The following is a 17726-nucleotide window of genomic DNA, read 5'->3' as shown; positions in this document are numbered from 1 at the left end:
GTATAAAACAGAAAAGGTTGCCGTGACGCAACCTTTTTTTATGGAATGAAGTGAAATTATTGTCTTCTTAATTTCTCTTTTAAATAAAGATTTCCGTCAACTTGTACTTTAGTAAACTCGATATTTTCTTGTTCCTTCAAGCGGTCTGTAAATAAAATACCATTGATGTGGTCGTGCTCATGCTGAAAAACTACGGCTGTAAACCCTTCGACTATTTCTTCAAAATAACTTCCTTCTAAATTCCAGTAGGTGATTTTTATCGTATAATTACGCAAAACTTCACTATTAATATCTGGAATCGAAAGACAACCTTCCATACCTTTTCGCAACAATGCGGAACGCCAAACAATTTTAGGATTGAGATAAAATTCAAATGGTTCGCCCACTTTATCAAAACGTTGGACCCAAAAAACATTCCTATTAATGCCAACTTGTGGTGCCGCAATTCCAATTCCCGGATTTAAAGAATCACGCATGGATAGAAACATTCTTTCGGCTAAAACCGGCAGTAATTTATCCTTCAAATCAACATCAGTCGACACCGTCTTTAGGATTTGCAGCTCTTTCTCGTCGGTAACTTGAATGACTTTCATCATGGTTTTTGAATCACCGGATTGAATGAGCGTCCGTTCTTCCATACTGAATTTTTGTGCAGAAAGATTGGTTGCAATAAAAAAGAATAAAAGGTGTAGCGTTGCGTTTTTCATCTCATTAAATTCCAGCAATCGCTTTAATTTCATTAATAATTTTTTGTGCCAAATCATCTGCTAAATCTTGAGTAGCTGCTTCTGTGTAAATACGAATAATAGGTTCTGTGTTTGATTTTCTCAAATGTACCCAATTTTCAGCAAAATCAATTTTCACACCATCAATCGTAGTAATCTGTTCAGATTTATATTTTTCAGTCATGGCACTTAAAATAGCATCAACGTCAATTTGTGGCGTCAATTCAATTTTGTTTTTACTCATATAATATTGCGGATACGAAGCTCTTAATTCTGAAACTTTCATCTTTTTATGCGCCAAATGCGTCAAAAATAATGCGGCACCAACGATAGAATCCCGACCATAATGCGAAGCAGGGTAAATGATGCCACCGTTTCCTTCTCCACCAATAATGGCGTTGTTTTTCTTCATTAATTCAACCACATTCACTTCGCCTACGGCACTTGCTTCGTACATTCCGCCGTGTTTTACCGTTACATCACGTAGTGCTCGAGATGACGACATATTTGAGACTGTATTTCCGGGCGTTTTGCTCAACACATAATCGGCAACGGCAACTAATGTATATTCTTCGCCAAACATTTCGCCATCTTCACTGACGAAAGCCAAACGGTCTACATCCGGATCAACCACAATTCCTAAATCTGCTTTTTCTTTGACAACTAATTCTGAAATATCGGTCAAATGTTCTTTCAAAGGTTCTGGATTGTGGGGAAAATGTCCGTTGGGTTCACAATATAATTTCACGACTTCAACACCCATAAGCTCAAGAAGTTTTGGAATAATAATCCCACCTGAAGAATTTACGGCATCAACTACAACTTTAAATTTCGCAGCTTTAACCGCTTCTACATCTACTAATTCCATGTTCAACACTTCGTCCACGTGAATGTCCATAAAAGCATCGTTCGCAGTAATTTCGCCTAAATCATCCACTTCGGCAAAATTGAAATCTTCGTTTTCGGCTATTTCTAATATTTTAGCACCTTCAGCACCATTTAAAAATTCGCCTTTTTCATTTAATAATTTTAAAGCGTTCCACTGTTTTGGATTGTGACTGGCCGTCAAAATAATTCCCCCATCGGCTAATTCTAATGGAACAGCAATTTCAACCGTTGGAGTAGTGGAAAGGCCTAAATCAATCACGTCAATCCCCAAACCTATTAATGTGTTGACTACTAAATTGTGAATCATCGGACCTGAAATTCGCGCATCACGACCTACAACCACAATTAGTTTGTCTTTTTTTGAATAATTTTTAAGCCAAGTTCCGTAAGCGGCGGCAAATTTAACGGCATCAACTGGCGTCAGGTTTTCTCCAACCACGCCACCAATTGTTCCTCTAATTCCTGATATCGATTTTATTAAAGTCATAATTTTGTCTTGTTTTATTACAAATATAATAATTGAAATGAGTATTTTTATAAATCGAAGCGATTCTGTTCGAATTTACTACCAAAAGCATGAACTTTTTAGCACACGTCTATTTATCGGGAGAAAACGACCATATTAAAATTGGCAATTTTATGGCAGATGGCATTCACGGAAAAAACTTCGATGCATTTCCAATTGATGTCCAAAAAGGAATTCGATTGCACCGCGAAATTGATTCTTTTACCGATTTCCATCCTGTTTTTCGCCAAAGCAAACATCGCTTGCACGAACGTTACGGTCATTATTCAGGCGTAATTATGGATATTTTTTACGATCATTTTTTAGCTAAAAATTTTTCAAACTATAGTAAAATTCCACTGGAAGAATTTGTGCAGGATTTTTACAAAGTATTGGACGATAATTTTGATATCCTTACCGATCGATTTAAAAATATTTTACCGGTTCTAAAAAAAGAGAATTGGTTTTTACTTTATGCAACAGTCGAAGGACTTACCCATATCTTATACATGATGGACCGAAGAACAAAGTTGCGTTCTAAAATGCAGTTTTCCACTGAAGAATTACTTTTGTTTTATAACGAATTTGAGAGTGAATTCACCTTGTTTTTTAGTGAAGTAAAAACTTTTGTCGCCCAAAAAATGCAGGAGTTGGAGGAACTGTAAAATTGAAAAATTTGATTTCCAATTGATATCCTTGCTGAAACTTCAAAATATAAGTACCTTCGCAATCCCCTAAAAAATGGACGCTGGCGAATGCTAAAAAAATATTTATACCGACTCGAATCTTTACTCGCTTGGGCTCAAACTAAAGTCACCAATAAGCAATTCATTTTTATTGCCAGTGTACTTGTTGGTATTACTGTAGGATTTGCAGTTATTGTGCTGAAAGCCTTTGCACACTGGGTATATGTGTTTGCAACTTACATTAATGGCATTATTAAATTGAGTTACATCAATAGTATTTTACCTATTATTGGACTTTTGCTAACAGCATTTGTAATCGATAAACTCCTAGGTGGCAAATTAGAAAAAGGTACTTCCCAAATTATGTATGTCGTGGCTAAGAAAGCGAGTATTATGTCTAAAAAACAGATGTATGCTCAAATTATCACGAGTTCGTTAACTGTTGGATTAGGAGGTTCAGCAGGATTAGAATCACCGATTACGGTTACAGGTGCTGCTTTTGGTTCTAATTTTGCTCAACGGTACAAATTAAGTTATAAAGACCGAACCTTACTTATAGGATGTGGTGTGGCCGCTGGAATTTCAGCAGCATTTAACGCACCAATTGCTGGAGTCCTATTTGCCATTGAAGTCTTATTAGTCGACGTAAGTATTGCAGCTTTTACACCAATTATGATTGCAGCAGCAACTGGAGCTTTGGTTTCTGCAATTGTTTTGAAAGAAAATATTTTGCTGTCTTTTAGCAAGCAGCAAGTTTTTGATTACAATAATATTCCCTTTTACATACTTTTAGGTTTAATCATTGGATTTATAACCATTTACTATGCACGGTGGTTTCAAAAAATTGAACATTTTTTTGTCCGCTACGAAAAGACACCTTATCGAAAAGCCTTAGTTGGAGCCTCTTTACTTGCGGTTCTGATTTTTATAATTCCTACCTTATTTGGAGAAGGGTATGAAAGTATAAAAACCTTATCTGAAAACGATCCAAGTGTTTTATTACAGGATACGCTTTTTAGTGAATGGCGTGATAACAAATGGGTACTTTTAGCATTTGTAGGTGCCGCTGCATTCTTAAAAGTTTTTGCCACTGGATTTACAATTGGAGGTGGAGGAAACGGTGGAAATTTTGCGCCATCGTTATTTTTAGGTTCGTACGTAGGTTACTTTTTTTCCCAGTTGATTACATTGTCGGGATTGGCTAAATTACCGGTTAGTAACTTTACAATTGTGGGTATGGCTGGTGTTTTGAGTGGCTTGTTTCATGCACCTTTAACTGGGATTTTCCTTATCGCAGAAATCACAGGCGGCTACAGCTTGATGATTCCGTTGATGATTGTTTCATCCATAAGTTTTGCCGTTTCGAAACGTTTTGAAAAACACTCGATGGACGTGAAGGTGTTGGCGAAGAAAGGCCACGTATTCACAAGTAATAAAGATAGTAATATTTTATCTACCATTGATACAAATTCAATTGTAGAAACGGACATGTTCACCATTTCTCCTGAGGAAAACTTACAAAAGTTAGTTGATTTAATTTCGCATTCCAATCAAGTTATTTTTGCGGTGGTAAATACCGATCAAGAATTAGTGGGAATTGTACATTTCAATTACATCCGAGAAATCATCTTCAGCAGTTTTAAAGTGAAATATACGACGGTTAAAGAAGTGATGCACAAGCCTGGAATTATTGTATATCCATTTGACAGCATGGAAGTGGTGATGAAAAAATTTGAACAAAGTAAAATGTCAAGCTTACCGGTTGTCAAAAACGGAAAATATTACGGTTTTATTTCTAAAGCCGTGGCACTTGAGTCGTACCGTACGAAATTGAGGTCCATGACGATCGAATAAAATGTACGGAAAAAATAAATGACCCTATTTGGAATTTAAGGTAAAAAAGCTACCTTTGCAAAAAATTGTAAAATTTGAAGACACTAAATTTCTTTGAATGCTAATTACAATAATGTTATTTTTATTATGAAAAGAATCGTTGAGTACAGAAAGTTGCTAAATGTTGAGAAGACAGTTACCTTAAAAGAATTGAAAACTATTTATCGCAATGCGATGAAAGAAAGCCACCCTGATAAATTTTCAGGAGATGAGGCAGGTTTGAAAGCTGCTGAAGAACAAAGCAAATCAATTATTGAAGCGTACCACCAATTGGTGAGCATCAATGCAGAAACGATCGCACAGATGAAACCTGAGTTTACTGCTACAGTTTCTACTGCAACGATTAAAGATTATAAATTTGTGGACGGACGGTTAATCGTTGATTTTTCTAACGGAAGTGTATACGAATTTATCAGTGTACCAAAAGCAACGTACCAAAAAATGGTCAATGCAGAGTCTCCAGCACGTTTTGCTAAAAGACATATTTTCGCAGCTTTTCCATGGAGAAAAACAATCAACCAAGAATAAATCTCGGTTCAAATTATACAGGAAAATGGATTTAGTTTTAATACTAAGTCCATTTTTTTTTGGAATCAATATAGATTAGGTAAAAATCTGTTAATGATTTACGAATCCCGAACTGTTTTGATAAATTCTGCTATTTTTGTAATTCTAAAATGACACTTATGAAAATCGAACAAATTTATACGGGATGTATTGCGCAAGCTGCTTATTATTTAGAAAGTAAGGGCGAAGTGGCTATTTTTGATCCGCTACGAGAAGTCCAACCCTACATTGATAAAGCTGAAAAAGACGGAGCGAAAATTAAATACATTTTTGAAACTCATTTTCATGCCGATTTTGTTTCGGGTCACGTAGATTTAGCGCAAAAAACAGGTGCTAAAATCGTGTACGGTCCTACTGCTCAACCCGAGTTTGAAGCACTAATTGCAACAGATAACCAAGAGTTTAAAGTGGGCGATTATACTATAAAAGCGATTCACACGCCAGGTCATACGATGGAAAGCACGTGTTATTTACTGATTGATGAAAATCAAAAATCCTACGGAATCATTACTGGCGATACACTATTTATTGGTGATGTAGGTCGTCCTGATTTAGCACAAGCATTAGTAAGCGATTTGACGCAAGAAAAATTAGCTTCTTACTTATTTGATTCGTTGCGAAATAAAATCATGCCGTTGCCCGACGATTTAATTGTGTTTCCAAGTCATGGTGCAGGAAGTGCTTGTGGAAAAAACATGAGTAAGGAAACTACGGACACGTTGGGTAACCAGAAAAAGACCAATTACGCTTTAAGATCAGATATGTCTCGTGAGGAGTTTATTGCCGAATTATTAGACGGTTTAGGAGCGCCACCGGCTTATTTTCCTCAGAATGTAATGCTCAATATTCAAGGATACAGCAGTTTAGATACTGTAATGGAAAAAAGTTTGAAACCGCTTTCGCCAAAAGAATTTGAAGCGATTGCAAACACTTCAGAAGCGATCATCTTAGACGTTCGTTCAGAACATGATTTTGTGAAAGGACATATTCCAAATTCTATTTTCATTGGAATTCAAGGAAACTTTGCTCCTTGGGTTGGTGCGCTAATTCGCGATGTAAAACAACCTTTATTGTTAGTTACGCCGCAAGGAAAAGAGGAAGAAACGGTAACGCGATTATCTCGTGTAGGCTTTGACGGCGTTTTGGGTTATTTAAAAGATGGTTTTGATTCTTGGAAAAAAGAAGGATTAGAAACAGCAACAATTGAATCCATTGCTCCAGAAGAATTTGCAGTGGCAAAAAATGAGCAGTCAAAGGTTATTGATGCAAGAAAACCAGGAGAATTTTCAGCAGAACGGGTAGAAGGAGCTGTAAATATTCCACTTGATGATGTAAACGAAAAATTTAACGAAGTGCCAAAAGATTCGTTTTTCTTACATTGTGCTGGAGGATATCGTTCGGTAATTATGGCTTCTATTTTGAAATCACGCGGTATTCACAACTTTATAAATATTGAAAAAGGAATGAGCGGAATTCGAGAGACAACCGTTCCATTAACGAAATTCATTTGCCCGTCCACTTTAGCCTAAATAAACGATAAATAAATAATAAAATTTTCATGGTTTTGCGACAAGCAGCAGAATATTAGATACTTTTGCAGTCTAAAATCAAAAAAAAATAAGTTAGAAAAATGAAAAAATTAATTTTATCCCTACTTGCTGTTGCATCAATTGTTGCTTGTAATAAGGTAGGAAATAATGAATTTAAAATTGAAGGTAAAGCAAACGGACTAAGCGACGGTAGAAATGTGTACTTGAAAATGCAAGACACGTTAACGAACAGATTAGTGGATGTGGATACTGTGAAAATTGAAAATGGTAAGTTTAAGTTTGAAGGAAAAGTTCTCGAGCCTAGTTTGCGTTTCATTACCATTGATTCTACGGAAAATCAAATTCCTTTGGTCCTAGAAGAAGGTAATATTACTGTTGAAGTGAATAAAGACACGATTGCTAAAAGTATTGTTGGTGGAACGTACAGCAACGATCAAATTGTTGCTTTTTCGAAGGCCAGTGAAAAAGTGCAGAAGAAAATCGAAAATTTTAAACAAGCAAATCGTGAAAAAGCACAACAAGCACAGGTAGCCAAAGACACTGCAACAATGAACGTTTTGAATAAAGGATATCAAGCGCTACAAGATGAATTTGTTAATCTATCTTACAAACACGCAGAAGACAATCCGAAATCATATATTTCTTTGTTCTTTATTCAGCAGTATTTTGGCGATCCAAAGTTTGATGCCACTCGTGCAACTAAAATGTACGAAAATCTTGATCCTACTTTGAAAAAAACAAGAGAAGGAAAAAGCATCAAAAAAAGTTTAGACGAAGTGAAAACGGCTGAAAATAAAGTGGGTTCAAACCCAACTGCAGTTGAAATTGGAACTGCAGCTCCAGATTTTTCTGCTCCAAGTCCTGAAGGAAAAAATATTTCTTTAAAGAGTTCGTTAGGAAAGTTAACGCTAATTGATTTTTGGGCTTCATGGTGTGGACCTTGTCGAAAAGAAAATCCAAATGTCGTTGCTTTATACAAAGATTTTCATGCAAAAGGGTTGAATATTATCGGTGTTTCTCTAGATGAAAAAGCCGACAAATGGAAAGAAGCGATTGCTAAAGACCAATTGACTTGGACACATATTTCCAACTTAAAAGGTTGGGAAGATCCAATTGCAAGAATGTACCACGTAGACGGGATTCCAGCCACTTTTTTACTGGATGAAAATGGAGTGGTGATCGCAAGGGATTTAAGAGGAAGCGAACTTCGAGCGAAAGTAGCTTCGATTTTGAAATAAATTTAAAAAGAGAGCCATGGAAACATGGCTTTTTTTATTCACTTTAATTATTATTGAATTTTTTAAACCAAGTCGTTTTTAAAGTTCTATTCAAACCAAATTAGTATTTATGAAAAAAGTATTTTTAATTACAACAGTAGCATTGGGATTGATTTCTTTTACGAATCCAATTAAACCTAACTTTTCCGTACTGGGAACTGCAAAAGGAGTTCAAGACGGCACGATGGTTTATTTAGAACGCCAAGATGATGTAAAAGGAATTGTGGCCGTTGATTCTGCCATAGTAGTGAAAGGAGCGTTTGCAATTAAAGGATCGGCTACGGAACCAGCCGTTAATTTTATTCAAGTAAAAGGAATTGAAGGAAAAATTGCCTTTATTTTAGATGAAGGAACCATAAACGTTACCATCTATAAAGACAGTATTGCTAAAAGTACAATTGGAGGAACGGCAGATAACGAGTCGTTGCAAAAATTCAATACCTTCTCGCAAAGTGTACAGCAGAAAATGACCGATTTTCAAACTGCCAATATGGAGAAAATGCAAGCTGCTCAGGCTAGTCAAGATAATGCGACGATTCAGAAATTAATGGATGAATTTGGCGTTCTTCAAAATGAATTGATCGTCTATACTTCAACTTATCCTGAAAAAAATCCAAATTCATTCCTGTCCGTTTTATTATTAGACAATATGTTTAATCAGCCAGAAGTAGATCTTCAAAAGATTAAAACCGTTTACGGAAGTTTAGCGGCTAAATTGCAGAAAACAAAACCAGGAATGGCAATAAAAGCTAAAATTGAAAATTTTAAAGAAATTTCAGTGGGTAACGTTGCTCCTGATTTTTCAGGTCCAACGCCAGACGGAAAAACACTTTCTTTGAAACAAGCGATGGGGAAACTGACAATTATTGATTTTTGGGCTTCATGGTGTGGACCGTGTAGAAAAGAAAACCCAAGCGTTGTCGCTTTATACAATGAGTTTCATACGAAAGGTTTGAACATCATTGGTGTTTCTTTAGATAAAGATGCTGCAAAATGGAAGGAAGCAATTGCAAAAGACGGTTTGACTTGGAGCCATGTTTCTAATCTTCAGTTTTGGAATGATCCTATTGCAGTTTTGTATAATATTAAGAGTATTCCTGCCACTTACATTATCGACGAAAAGGGAGTAATCATTGCGACAAACTTACGTGGAGATGAATTAAGAGCTAAAATCGCATCGATTTTAAACAAATAAGCAACCCTTTTTATACCAAATAGTAGAAAACTCCGAAAGGAGTTTTTTTTATGTGTTTCAGTATGAAATGATTAAAAAAAAGTGCGTAAATAATTAAAAAAAATGTTTGTAAACGTCGAAAACGTTTCTATATTTGCAACCGGTTTAAGCGACGTAACAGTTGTTTTTAACGCAGGGGAGATACTCAAGCGGCCAACGAGGGCAGACTGTAAATCTGCTGTGAAAACTTCGCAGGTTCGAATCCTGCTCTCCCCACAAAAAAAAAAAGCCTGAAAGAAATTTCAGGCTTTTTTTATGTAATGAAGGGAGTTATTTATTTTGTGGCTTTGTATGAAAAAAGATTTGGACTAAACGAAATCATCACATAAGCCCAGTTGTTATCATTGTCTTTATTTCCGCCTTTAACTAGCTCTAGCGAACTTGTGCCAAACATTTGCGAATATCCACCTGTAATGGTAATGTTTTTATCCATTTTGTACACACAAGTTAAGTCAAGTTCCGTTCCTAAACTAGAACTTTGTTTTTCTGCAGTTATTGGATTGAAAATTTTTGCAGCACTGTAAAACACATGAGGTGCTAAAGCAATCTGGAACTTGTCTTTTTCGAAAGCCAGTTTACCATAAAAATCTTTTAATCCAACGGTGTTTTTATGATTTCCCACGTAGAAGTAATCCATAAAACCATTGAATCCGTGGTTAGTTCCAAATAATGGTGTGAACGATTTCATTTTTGAATCCGTGTCGTCTTGTGCTTTTCCAGAGAGGTATTCAAAACCAAGTTCAGCTTTAAAATTTGAAGTGAATTTGTAACCCAAATTAATACCTACGTTATATGCTAAGATGTCTTCTTTTGAAGTTCCTAACGCGGTATCTCCCGTTTGTACATAGGCTCCTAAATCTCCGTACAAATTGTCATTTTGAAATTTTGTAAAACCACCTAACGTTTGCATATACGCATTTTCAAAAGTAGCTTCAGTTGTATTTTCAAACTGGTAACCGGTATTCAATGCTAATAAACTCAAAGAGGAGTTAGTGAATTTCTTGTTGAACCAAATGTATTGTAAGTTTTTATAAGTAGTTGTGTAGGCGGTTTCTACTAGATTTTCGCCACCGTTACTTATTGCTCCACCAAAATCAATTTGCATCGCATTCTTACCATAATGCACCACTAAAGCATCGTGACTCTGTCCTTGTTGGGCCCAGTCTAATCCTCCGAAGATGCGTTGGTTGTCGTAAGAAATTACTTGACGTCCCACTTTTGCAGACCAATCCGTAGTTAAATCGTATGAAAACCATGATTCAAATAAAGCAACCCCATTTTTATCACTAATGGCTGTCGTATTGACATCACCCCAAACCCGAACATTTTGTAAAGAAATTTTCGCTTTGATTTTTTCTTGTTTGAAATCGAAGTTCAAACGAGAACGATTGGATACGAACGAAGTGGGGTAATTGCCGTCTTTCATTAATTCTTTGAAACCATTTCGGTATTCAAAACGCGGACGAAGTTGCAGATTGACATCAAATTCTTGAGCAATACTGTCTACTGTTACCATTAGAACACTAATGATAAGTACTATTTTATAAGAAATTTTCATGATTGTAATTTGTTTGTTGAAAGTGAATTTATTTCACCTTTTTCGCCTCTTCTAGTATAGTGGCAATTGTTTTTTCATTGTTAACGCCTAATCCTTCTTGTTGAAAAGCAAGTTCGCCTTCTGAATTAAACACACTAATGATATTGGAGTGCGAGAAATCTAGTGGAGAGATTTTTTTGTAATTCACTGCTAAAACTGCAGAAAATTCGCGCGTTTGTTGGTCATTAGAACGGAGGAATAACCATTGGTCGTTGTCCATCAGATTTTCTTTGGCGAAAGCTTTTAATCGTTCTGGCGTGTCCACTTCAGGATCGATGCTTACCATTATATATTGTACTTTATCTGAAAGTTCCTTGGGAACCTTTTTCTCTATGTTTCGCATATCTGCCACTAGACGCGGACAGGCTGCTTTGCAAGAAGTGTAAATCATAACCATTACCAAAACTTTTCCCCGGAGTTCTTTCAACTCAATATCGGTTCCGTTTTGAGTGGTCCATTTTTCTGGTAAGTTATAAATAGAAAGTTCAGAAATTGGTTTTTTTGCTAATTCTTCTTTCGTTTGTTCTTGCTTCTCTGTTTTAGATTGGCATCCGATGAATGAAATAGACAGTAAAGCAAATAGAATTAATTTTTTCATGATGTTTTAAATTTTAAAAAGATTTACTTTAGACTTTTCGCACAGCGGAACCCTAAATTTTTAGTAGTGTAACTTGCTTTTAGACTGCCTCGAAAAGCATAACGCATAAAAGCAGCATAATTCATTAAATCAGTGGCGTTGATTGATCCGCTTCCGCAAAATAAATTGGAATCCGTATCTTTATCTTTCCGACTTTCACCGGATAAAAAGATGGAATTGAAATCGTAGGTCCATTCCCAAACCAATCCGTTCATGTCGTAAACGCCCCAATAGTTTTTATAGGTTTGTCCTACTTTATTGGTATAAGTATTGTTTTTTTCATACCAACTCAAAATATACTTGTTGAATTCCTCTTTCGAACGAGCGTCAATTCGCTTTTCGTCCGCCATTCCTACATATTCCCATTCGTCTAAAGTAGCTAATCGCTTGCCTTGGCATTCGCAATATTTTTTTGCAGCAAACCAAGAAACATTGGTAACCGGACTTTGAGGATCTAATTTTCCAAAATTTAAATCATTTGGCCATTCCGTCAGGTAGGATTTATTAGCAAACAGTCTTTTAATTTTTGACTTGCCGTATTCCGGATAATTTTTCACGAAAGTGAGAAATTCGTAATTTGTAACGGGATAAACGTCGAGTAAAAATGCATCTACTTTAACAGGTAACTTATCGTCAGTTCCGTACAAAGGAATATAACTTCCTGCATTAATTCGCGCCATATTCTTTGGCGCTTGAGCAAAAGTAATGGAAACTCCCAAAAGCATGATGAAGCAGTATCGCATTACATTTAATTGTTGAGTTTCCATTCTTTCTTGAATTAATAATTATCTATTCTATTTATTTTTTGCCTCTTAAGGCTTTGACCATAGCTGGGGTAACTTTTGTTTTGTTGTTACCCCAACTGCTGTAAACATACGTCAATACATCTGCAATCTGATCATCTTTTAAATTTTGCGTAGGCATTGCTGAATTGTACTTCTTACCATTTACGGTAATTGGCCCGTGTAATCCGTTCATTACTGCCTTAATCGCTCTGTTTGTATCTTTGTTCAGATAGTCAGACTTCGCTAATGGCGGGAATGCATTTGGAATTCCAGCTCCGTTTGCTTGATGACATGCAACACATGTTTTTGCATATACACTCTTACCTTTAGCACCGTCTTGAAAAGAAGTTGCAGTCGTAAGCTTTTCGCTTGGCATATTAAAACTGACTAAACCGGCAGTTACGATTAATGCTAAAGCACCTTTAATTATTGTTTTCATTAGTATTAGATATTAAATTCTCTTTCTTATTCGTGCATGTCTTTCGCTTTTACAGCAGGTTTAGCACGTTGTGTTGTAACCATTGCTGGTGTAATAACTGTTTTATTGTTACCCCAACTGTTGTAAACAAAAGTCATCACATCAGAGATTTCCTGGTCTGTTAAATTCTGAGAGGTCATTACTGAATTGTATTTCTTACCGTTTACTGTAATTTCTCCAGTTAATCCGTGTAATACTGCATCAATAGCACGACTTGGGTTTGCATTTAAATAATCTGATTTTGCAAGAGGAGGGAATGCATTTGGAATTCCTTGTCCTTCAGCTTGGTGACATGCAAAACAAGTATTACCGTAAATGTTTTTACCATCTGCTACTTGCTGAGCAACCGTTTTATTCACGATAACTTCTTTAGAAGCTGTTTTCTTTGGCATTGTCTGAATTGCTCCACCTTCAGGTAAGTAAATACCTTCTTGCTTGGTTCCAGAATAGATTTTCTTATTTTCAGCACCTTCCACTTTTAACATTCCTAATGCTCCTTTATTAAACGCTCTGAAAATAGAGTGATCTACCAATATTAGTGTTCCAGGAACGTCTACTTTAAATTCAACGATCGCAGCTCCACCAGCAGGAATTAATGTAGTTTGAACATTTTTATTAATTGCGTCTCCACCTTCAATGTGAACACGGTCAAAAATTTCTCCAATTACGTGGAATGATGATACTAAGTTTGGTCCACCGTTACCCATATAGATTCTCACAGTTTCGCCTACTTTTGCAGTTAAAGCGCCATCACCTGTTAAAGCACCAACTTTACCATTGAACACTACATAATCTGCATTTTCTTCAATCGCTTTGTTCATGTCAAAGGCTTGCATTCCTGGATCCCCATATTTTCCTTTTGTGTAGAAATCCCCTTGCATTACGTAGTATTCTTTGTCTACTTTAGGCAATCCACCTTCTGGTTCCACTAGAATTAAACCGTACATTCCGTTAGCAATGTGCATTCCAACAGGTGCAGTAGCACAATGGTATACATAGAGCCCAGGATTTAAAGTTTTAAAACTAAATGTTTTTTCATGTCCTGGTGCAACTAAGGAAGAAGATGCTCCACCACCTGGTCCTGTTACGGCATGTAAGTCAATGTTGTGCGGTAATTTATTGTCTGGGTGGTTTTTTAAAGTAAATTCTACTTCGTCACCAACTCGAGTTCGTATAAAACTTCCAGGAACGCTTCCGCCAAATGTCCAATACATGTATTTTGTACCATCAGTCATTTCACCTTCTTGTTCTAGAATCTCCATATTTACAATCAGCTTTTTAGCTGTTCGATCACCAACAGGAGCGGGTACAAATGGAGGAGATGTTAACTCGGCTGTCATTGAGCCCTTAACCGGAACATCTGCATAACTTTTTTCAGAATTGTTATTCTCTTTGCAGGCCATACTCAGGACACATGCAGTACTCAAAATCAGGGCTTTTTTTACAAAATTTGTCATAGCGATGATATTATTTAAAATTGGTTTGATTACAGTTTTTTACTCTTTATTTATAGGTCAAAATTACAGGACATACATGTCTTTTAATATGATAAAAATCATATTTCAAAAATAAATACTAGAAATAAAAAAGGCTTATAAAACCTTGCGTTCTAGGGCTATTTTGAATTGAATTTTTGCTAAAAAGTAAATATAAAATTATTTAGTGATTTTCAAAAGTTAAGAGGTAAACAATTCACAAATTTGTTAACTAAATCGCTGTTTTAGTGTAAATCAGATAGAATGTAGAAGAAAATAAACAAATAGCGTTATATGTTTATTTTTTTAAATAAGTTTTAATCACAAACAATAAGCCTATAAATAGAAGGAAACACAGGAGAATTAGGTACGAGTTCTTATAAAATTTAGTATGAATTTTGCGGTCTTTGAAATAGCTGTAAATAATTATAGCTATAAAAACAGTAGCGAAAATTGCGGCAAAAATTAGTTGGCCTTGACTAAACATAGTATTTTTTTTGCAAAATTAATCATTAAATACTTAAATTTGGATACATATCAATAATAAAATTTAGGACTATGAAAAAGCAACTGAACGCTGTCGCAAAATTTCACGAAACTTTCAAAATAGGCTTCAGCGAAACTCCAAAAGCGACGTTAGGGGAGGAGAAAAATAGGTTGCGATACAATTTAATGAAAGAGGAAAATGAAGAATACCTTCAGGCGGTTCAAGAAAATGATTTGACTGAAATCGCGGATGCTTTAGGTGATATGCTCTACATTTTATGTGGAACGATTATAGAGCATGGTTTACAAGATAAGATTGAGGCTATATTTGACGAAATACAAGAAAGCAATATGAGTAAGTTAGGTGAGAATGGCGAACCTCTTTACGGCGACGATGGCAAAGTAATTAAGGGACCTAATTATTTTAAACCCAACTTTGAGCAAATTTTAAAACAATAAATTGCAGTGTGATCAGCAAAGACACACTGCAATTTATTTAAAAGCTATACTTTGACCCTCCATCCAAAAGTGTCTTCGGCGAGATTGTACTGGATTTGATTCAATTGTTCTTTTAGATTCAAAGCATAAGAATCGGCTACTTTTGGCAATTCGTAATAATGTTCTTGATATTGAAATCCTGAAATGGGACTTACAACAGCTGCAGTTCCTGCGCCAAAAATTTCTTTTAGATCGCCATTTTTACTGCTTTCAACAAGTTCTGAAACCAATACAGGTCGAATTTCAACTTTGATTCCTGATTTTTGAGCAAGATCGATCAAACTCTTTCGAGTTATTCCGTCTAAAATTCGGTCGCTTGTGGGAGCGGTAAGTAAAGTATCTTTTATTCTGAAGAAAACATTCATAGTACCTGCTTCTTCTAACTTCGTGTGTGTGGCGTCATCTGTCCAGATTACTTGTTGAAAACCTTCTTTATTAGCCAATGCTGTTGGGTAAAATTGTCCTGCATAATTTCCCGCTGCTTTTGCCGCTCCAATACCACCGTTTGCTGCACGACTGAAATGTTCCGCAATGGTAACTTTTACTTCACCTGAATAATATGATTTTACCGGAGATAATATAATCATAAAACGATATTCAGATGAAGGAGCGGCCATTACTCCAGTTCCTGTCGCGATCATAAATGGACGGATGTAAAGTGCATTTCCCAAGCCTTTCTTTACCCACTCTCTATCGATATCAATCAATTTCGTTAAACCTTGCAAAAAAATAGCTTCGTCAATTTGTGCCATTGCTAATCGTTCTGCTGATTTATTAAAGCGCCTGCAATTTTCATCTGGACGAAAAAGCCATACAGAGTCGCTTTCATCTTTAAAAGCTTTCATTCCTTCAAAAATAGCTTGACCATAATGAAATACCCTTGAGGAAGGATCCATTAAAAAAGGAGCATAGGGTTTAATTTCAGGTTTTTGCCACGCACCGTTTTTATAATCGCAAACCAGCATATGGTCCGTGAAAACGGAGCCAAAAGTAAGGGCGTCAAAATCAACTTCGTTTATTTTTGTAGTTGCTGCTTTTGTAATGTCTATTGACAATGTAGAATCTAGTCTCATATATAGTAAATTAAAACGGGTGTAAGTGAAGTTGAATATTTTAATTATAAAAATAGCAAACTTTAATTTGCTAGACTAAAATTATTTAAAATTTATTTTTTGGAAAGTTATTTGTAAGTGTGCGGTCTTTTTAAGGAGAACGATTGATTATATAATAAGGTAAGGTTGAAATTTATTTATATTGGTGAAAGAGTGTTAATGGTCAAAGTATTTATCGATAAATATAATTTACGGAATTTGTATCTACTCTCTCAGTGATAAATTTAAAGAAAATGTAAGAATATAATCTTTTATAAGTGAAAGGTCTTCCTTGTATATAGGAGTAAAAATGGATAAAGAAGGGTTCAGTTGATGTTTTCTACCTCTATTTTATTCTAAACAACTGATTTAAAGCAATGTAAATTTGATTTAGGGTTTGTTTGTATCTGTGAATCTTGATTTAGGTAGTATAACACTCCTTATATATAGAAGCAGTATGGCAAAAGCATAGTAGAGGTATAGTAAAGGCATGGTTGTAGTACTGAAAAGTACGGACTGCTATTTATAAAACGTATCTAAATGTTGTTTTTACTGGAGTGTATTGGATTATTGTGGTTAATTGAATGTAAGAAAGGATTTGAACTTAAAGAATTTTTAATTTTAAGTCACAGACTATTAAAGCTTTAAAAAATACTTTTAAAAAAGGACGAATTAAGTATTGTTTAAGTGAAAAGAAGTGTTACTTTTGCACCCGCAACAACGGCGAAGTTCATACAAATTACTGTTTTTAGATCGAATTTATTTAGGTTAAAAATAATCAAAAATAAATTTGCGAGAGACGAAAAAAGTACTTAGTTTTGCACCCGCTAAGATGACAAGTTCTTTAGGTATTTTGAGGTTAGGATTGGGAAAAAATAAATCAAATTTATTTTTCAAAAAGCTTGCCAGGAATAAAAAAAGTAATTAGTTTTGCACCCCGCAATAGAGGGAGTTCATTGAGAGATTGAGTGAGTAAGATGATAAGAAAAAGGCGATAAAAATTTCCTTAAAAAAACTTCACAAATTACTTGCGAGACAAGAAAAGAAGTTTTACTTTTGCACCCGCTTCGAGAGACACATTAAATGTGAAACGAGAAACGAATTAATCTGAATTGATTTCAGGTTTTAAAAACAAGAATGACACGTTCATAGACATATTGAATTGACAGCCGTCTCGATGCAAATCGAGACAACAAAAAAAAGAGTAAGGTAAATCGAAAAGATTTACGATGTTAGAAATTCGTCAACAAAAAAGAGAATCAGTTTACTGAGACTCACAAAATATACGATGAAGAGTTTGATCCTGGCTCAGGATGAACGCTAGCGGCAGGCTTAACACATGCAAGTCGAGGGG

General features: G+C 35.4%; 14 protein-coding genes, 1 tRNA gene, 1 rRNA gene and 1 pseudogene. 9 read left to right on the top strand and 8 right to left on the bottom strand.

Translation table 11 applies throughout. The annotated features are described in order from the left end of the window. Window positions 1–56: 56 nt before the first annotated feature. Complete coding sequence (gene def, locus YWA_RS14975) at window positions 57–740, bottom strand: peptide deformylase (protein ID WP_245557713.1); 684 nt, start codon at window positions 738–740, stop codon at window positions 57–59. Further along, a complete protein-coding gene (gene glmM / locus YWA_RS0111015; RefSeq protein WP_022828563.1) occupies window positions 712–2100 on the bottom strand; it encodes a phosphoglucosamine mutase in 1389 nt (462 codons plus the stop codon). Before glmM ends, def begins: the two co-directional genes overlap by 29 nt. A gap of 89 nt (window positions 2101–2189) precedes the next feature. On the opposite strand from glmM, the gene YWA_RS0111010 reads away from it, so the two are divergent. The 7 genes from YWA_RS0111010 (at window position 2190) to YWA_RS0110980 (ending at window position 9541) form a co-directional block, all read left to right on the top strand. Then, window positions 2190–2783, top strand: a complete 594-nt coding sequence (locus YWA_RS0111010; protein WP_022828562.1) for an acyl carrier protein phosphodiesterase — start codon at window positions 2190–2192, stop codon at window positions 2781–2783. Window positions 2784–2873: 90 nt separating this feature from the next. Next, the gene (locus tag YWA_RS0111005) at window positions 2874–4658 is read left to right on the top strand and encodes a chloride channel protein (protein WP_022828561.1); all 1785 of its coding nucleotides are present in this window, start codon (window positions 2874–2876) and stop codon (window positions 4656–4658) included. A 126-nt stretch (window positions 4659–4784) separates the two neighbouring features. Continuing rightward, window positions 4785–5225: a KTSC domain-containing protein gene (locus YWA_RS0111000; RefSeq protein WP_026718755.1), complete on the top strand. Its 441-nt coding sequence runs from the start codon at window positions 4785–4787 to the stop codon at window positions 5223–5225. A 158-nt stretch (window positions 5226–5383) separates the two neighbouring features. Continuing rightward, a complete protein-coding gene (locus YWA_RS0110995; RefSeq protein ID WP_022828559.1) occupies window positions 5384–6793 on the top strand; it encodes an MBL fold metallo-hydrolase in 1410 nt (469 codons plus the stop codon). Window positions 6794–6894: 101 nt separating this feature from the next. After that, on the top strand, window positions 6895–8052 hold the full coding sequence (locus YWA_RS0110990; RefSeq protein WP_022828558.1) for a TlpA disulfide reductase family protein: 1158 nt from the start codon (window positions 6895–6897) through the stop codon (window positions 8050–8052). Between the two features lie 109 nt (window positions 8053–8161). Beyond that, complete coding sequence (locus YWA_RS0110985; RefSeq protein ID WP_022828557.1) at window positions 8162–9286, top strand: TlpA disulfide reductase family protein; 1125 nt, start codon at window positions 8162–8164, stop codon at window positions 9284–9286. Window positions 9287–9460: 174 nt separating this feature from the next. Then, a tRNA-Tyr gene (locus tag YWA_RS0110980) sits at window positions 9461–9541 on the top strand. A gap of 58 nt (window positions 9542–9599) precedes the next feature. Here YWA_RS0110980 and YWA_RS0110975 read toward each other — a convergent pair. The 5 genes and pseudogenes from YWA_RS0110975 to nirK form a co-directional block, all read right to left on the bottom strand. Beyond that, window positions 9600–10883, bottom strand: a complete 1284-nt coding sequence (locus YWA_RS0110975) for an alginate export family protein (RefSeq protein WP_022828556.1) — start codon at window positions 10881–10883, stop codon at window positions 9600–9602. A gap of 28 nt (window positions 10884–10911) precedes the next feature. Beyond that, window positions 10912–11520: an SCO family protein gene (locus YWA_RS0110970; RefSeq protein ID WP_022828555.1), complete on the bottom strand. Its 609-nt coding sequence runs from the start codon at window positions 11518–11520 to the stop codon at window positions 10912–10914. A 23-nt stretch (window positions 11521–11543) separates the two neighbouring features. Continuing rightward, window positions 11544–12326, bottom strand: coding sequence for a formylglycine-generating enzyme family protein (locus YWA_RS0110965; protein WP_022828554.1), 783 nt, complete (start codon window positions 12324–12326; stop codon window positions 11544–11546). 31 nt (window positions 12327–12357) lie between these two features. Further along, a pseudogene (locus YWA_RS0110960) lies at window positions 12358–12723 on the bottom strand (c-type cytochrome); the annotation flags it as partial. Between the two features lie 86 nt (window positions 12724–12809). After that, complete coding sequence (gene nirK, locus YWA_RS14970; RefSeq protein ID WP_245557715.1) at window positions 12810–14225, bottom strand: copper-containing nitrite reductase; 1416 nt, start codon at window positions 14223–14225, stop codon at window positions 12810–12812. A 630-nt stretch (window positions 14226–14855) separates the two neighbouring features. Here nirK and YWA_RS0110945 point away from each other — a divergent pair. Beyond that, window positions 14856–15242 (top strand): pyrophosphohydrolase domain-containing protein, encoded by a 387-nt coding sequence (locus tag YWA_RS0110945; RefSeq protein WP_022828550.1) that lies wholly within the window; start codon window positions 14856–14858, stop codon window positions 15240–15242. A gap of 44 nt (window positions 15243–15286) precedes the next feature. On the opposite strand, the gene YWA_RS0110940 is transcribed toward YWA_RS0110945, so the two are convergent. Further along, window positions 15287–16354, bottom strand: coding sequence for a branched-chain amino acid aminotransferase (locus tag YWA_RS0110940; RefSeq protein WP_022828549.1), 1068 nt, complete (start codon window positions 16352–16354; stop codon window positions 15287–15289). Between the two features lie 1303 nt (window positions 16355–17657). On the opposite strand from YWA_RS0110940, the gene YWA_RS0110930 reads away from it, so the two are divergent. Beyond that, window positions 17658–17726: ribosomal RNA gene (locus YWA_RS0110930) — 16S ribosomal RNA — on the top strand; the annotation flags it as partial.

The sequence above is a fragment of the Flavobacterium antarcticum DSM 19726 genome (assembly GCF_000419685.1).
In the GTDB taxonomy this organism is placed as follows: domain Bacteria; phylum Bacteroidota; class Bacteroidia; order Flavobacteriales; family Flavobacteriaceae; genus Flavobacterium; species Flavobacterium antarcticum.
Note: the sequence above shows the minus strand (reverse complement) of the source record. Positions and strands in the feature narration are given on the sequence as shown.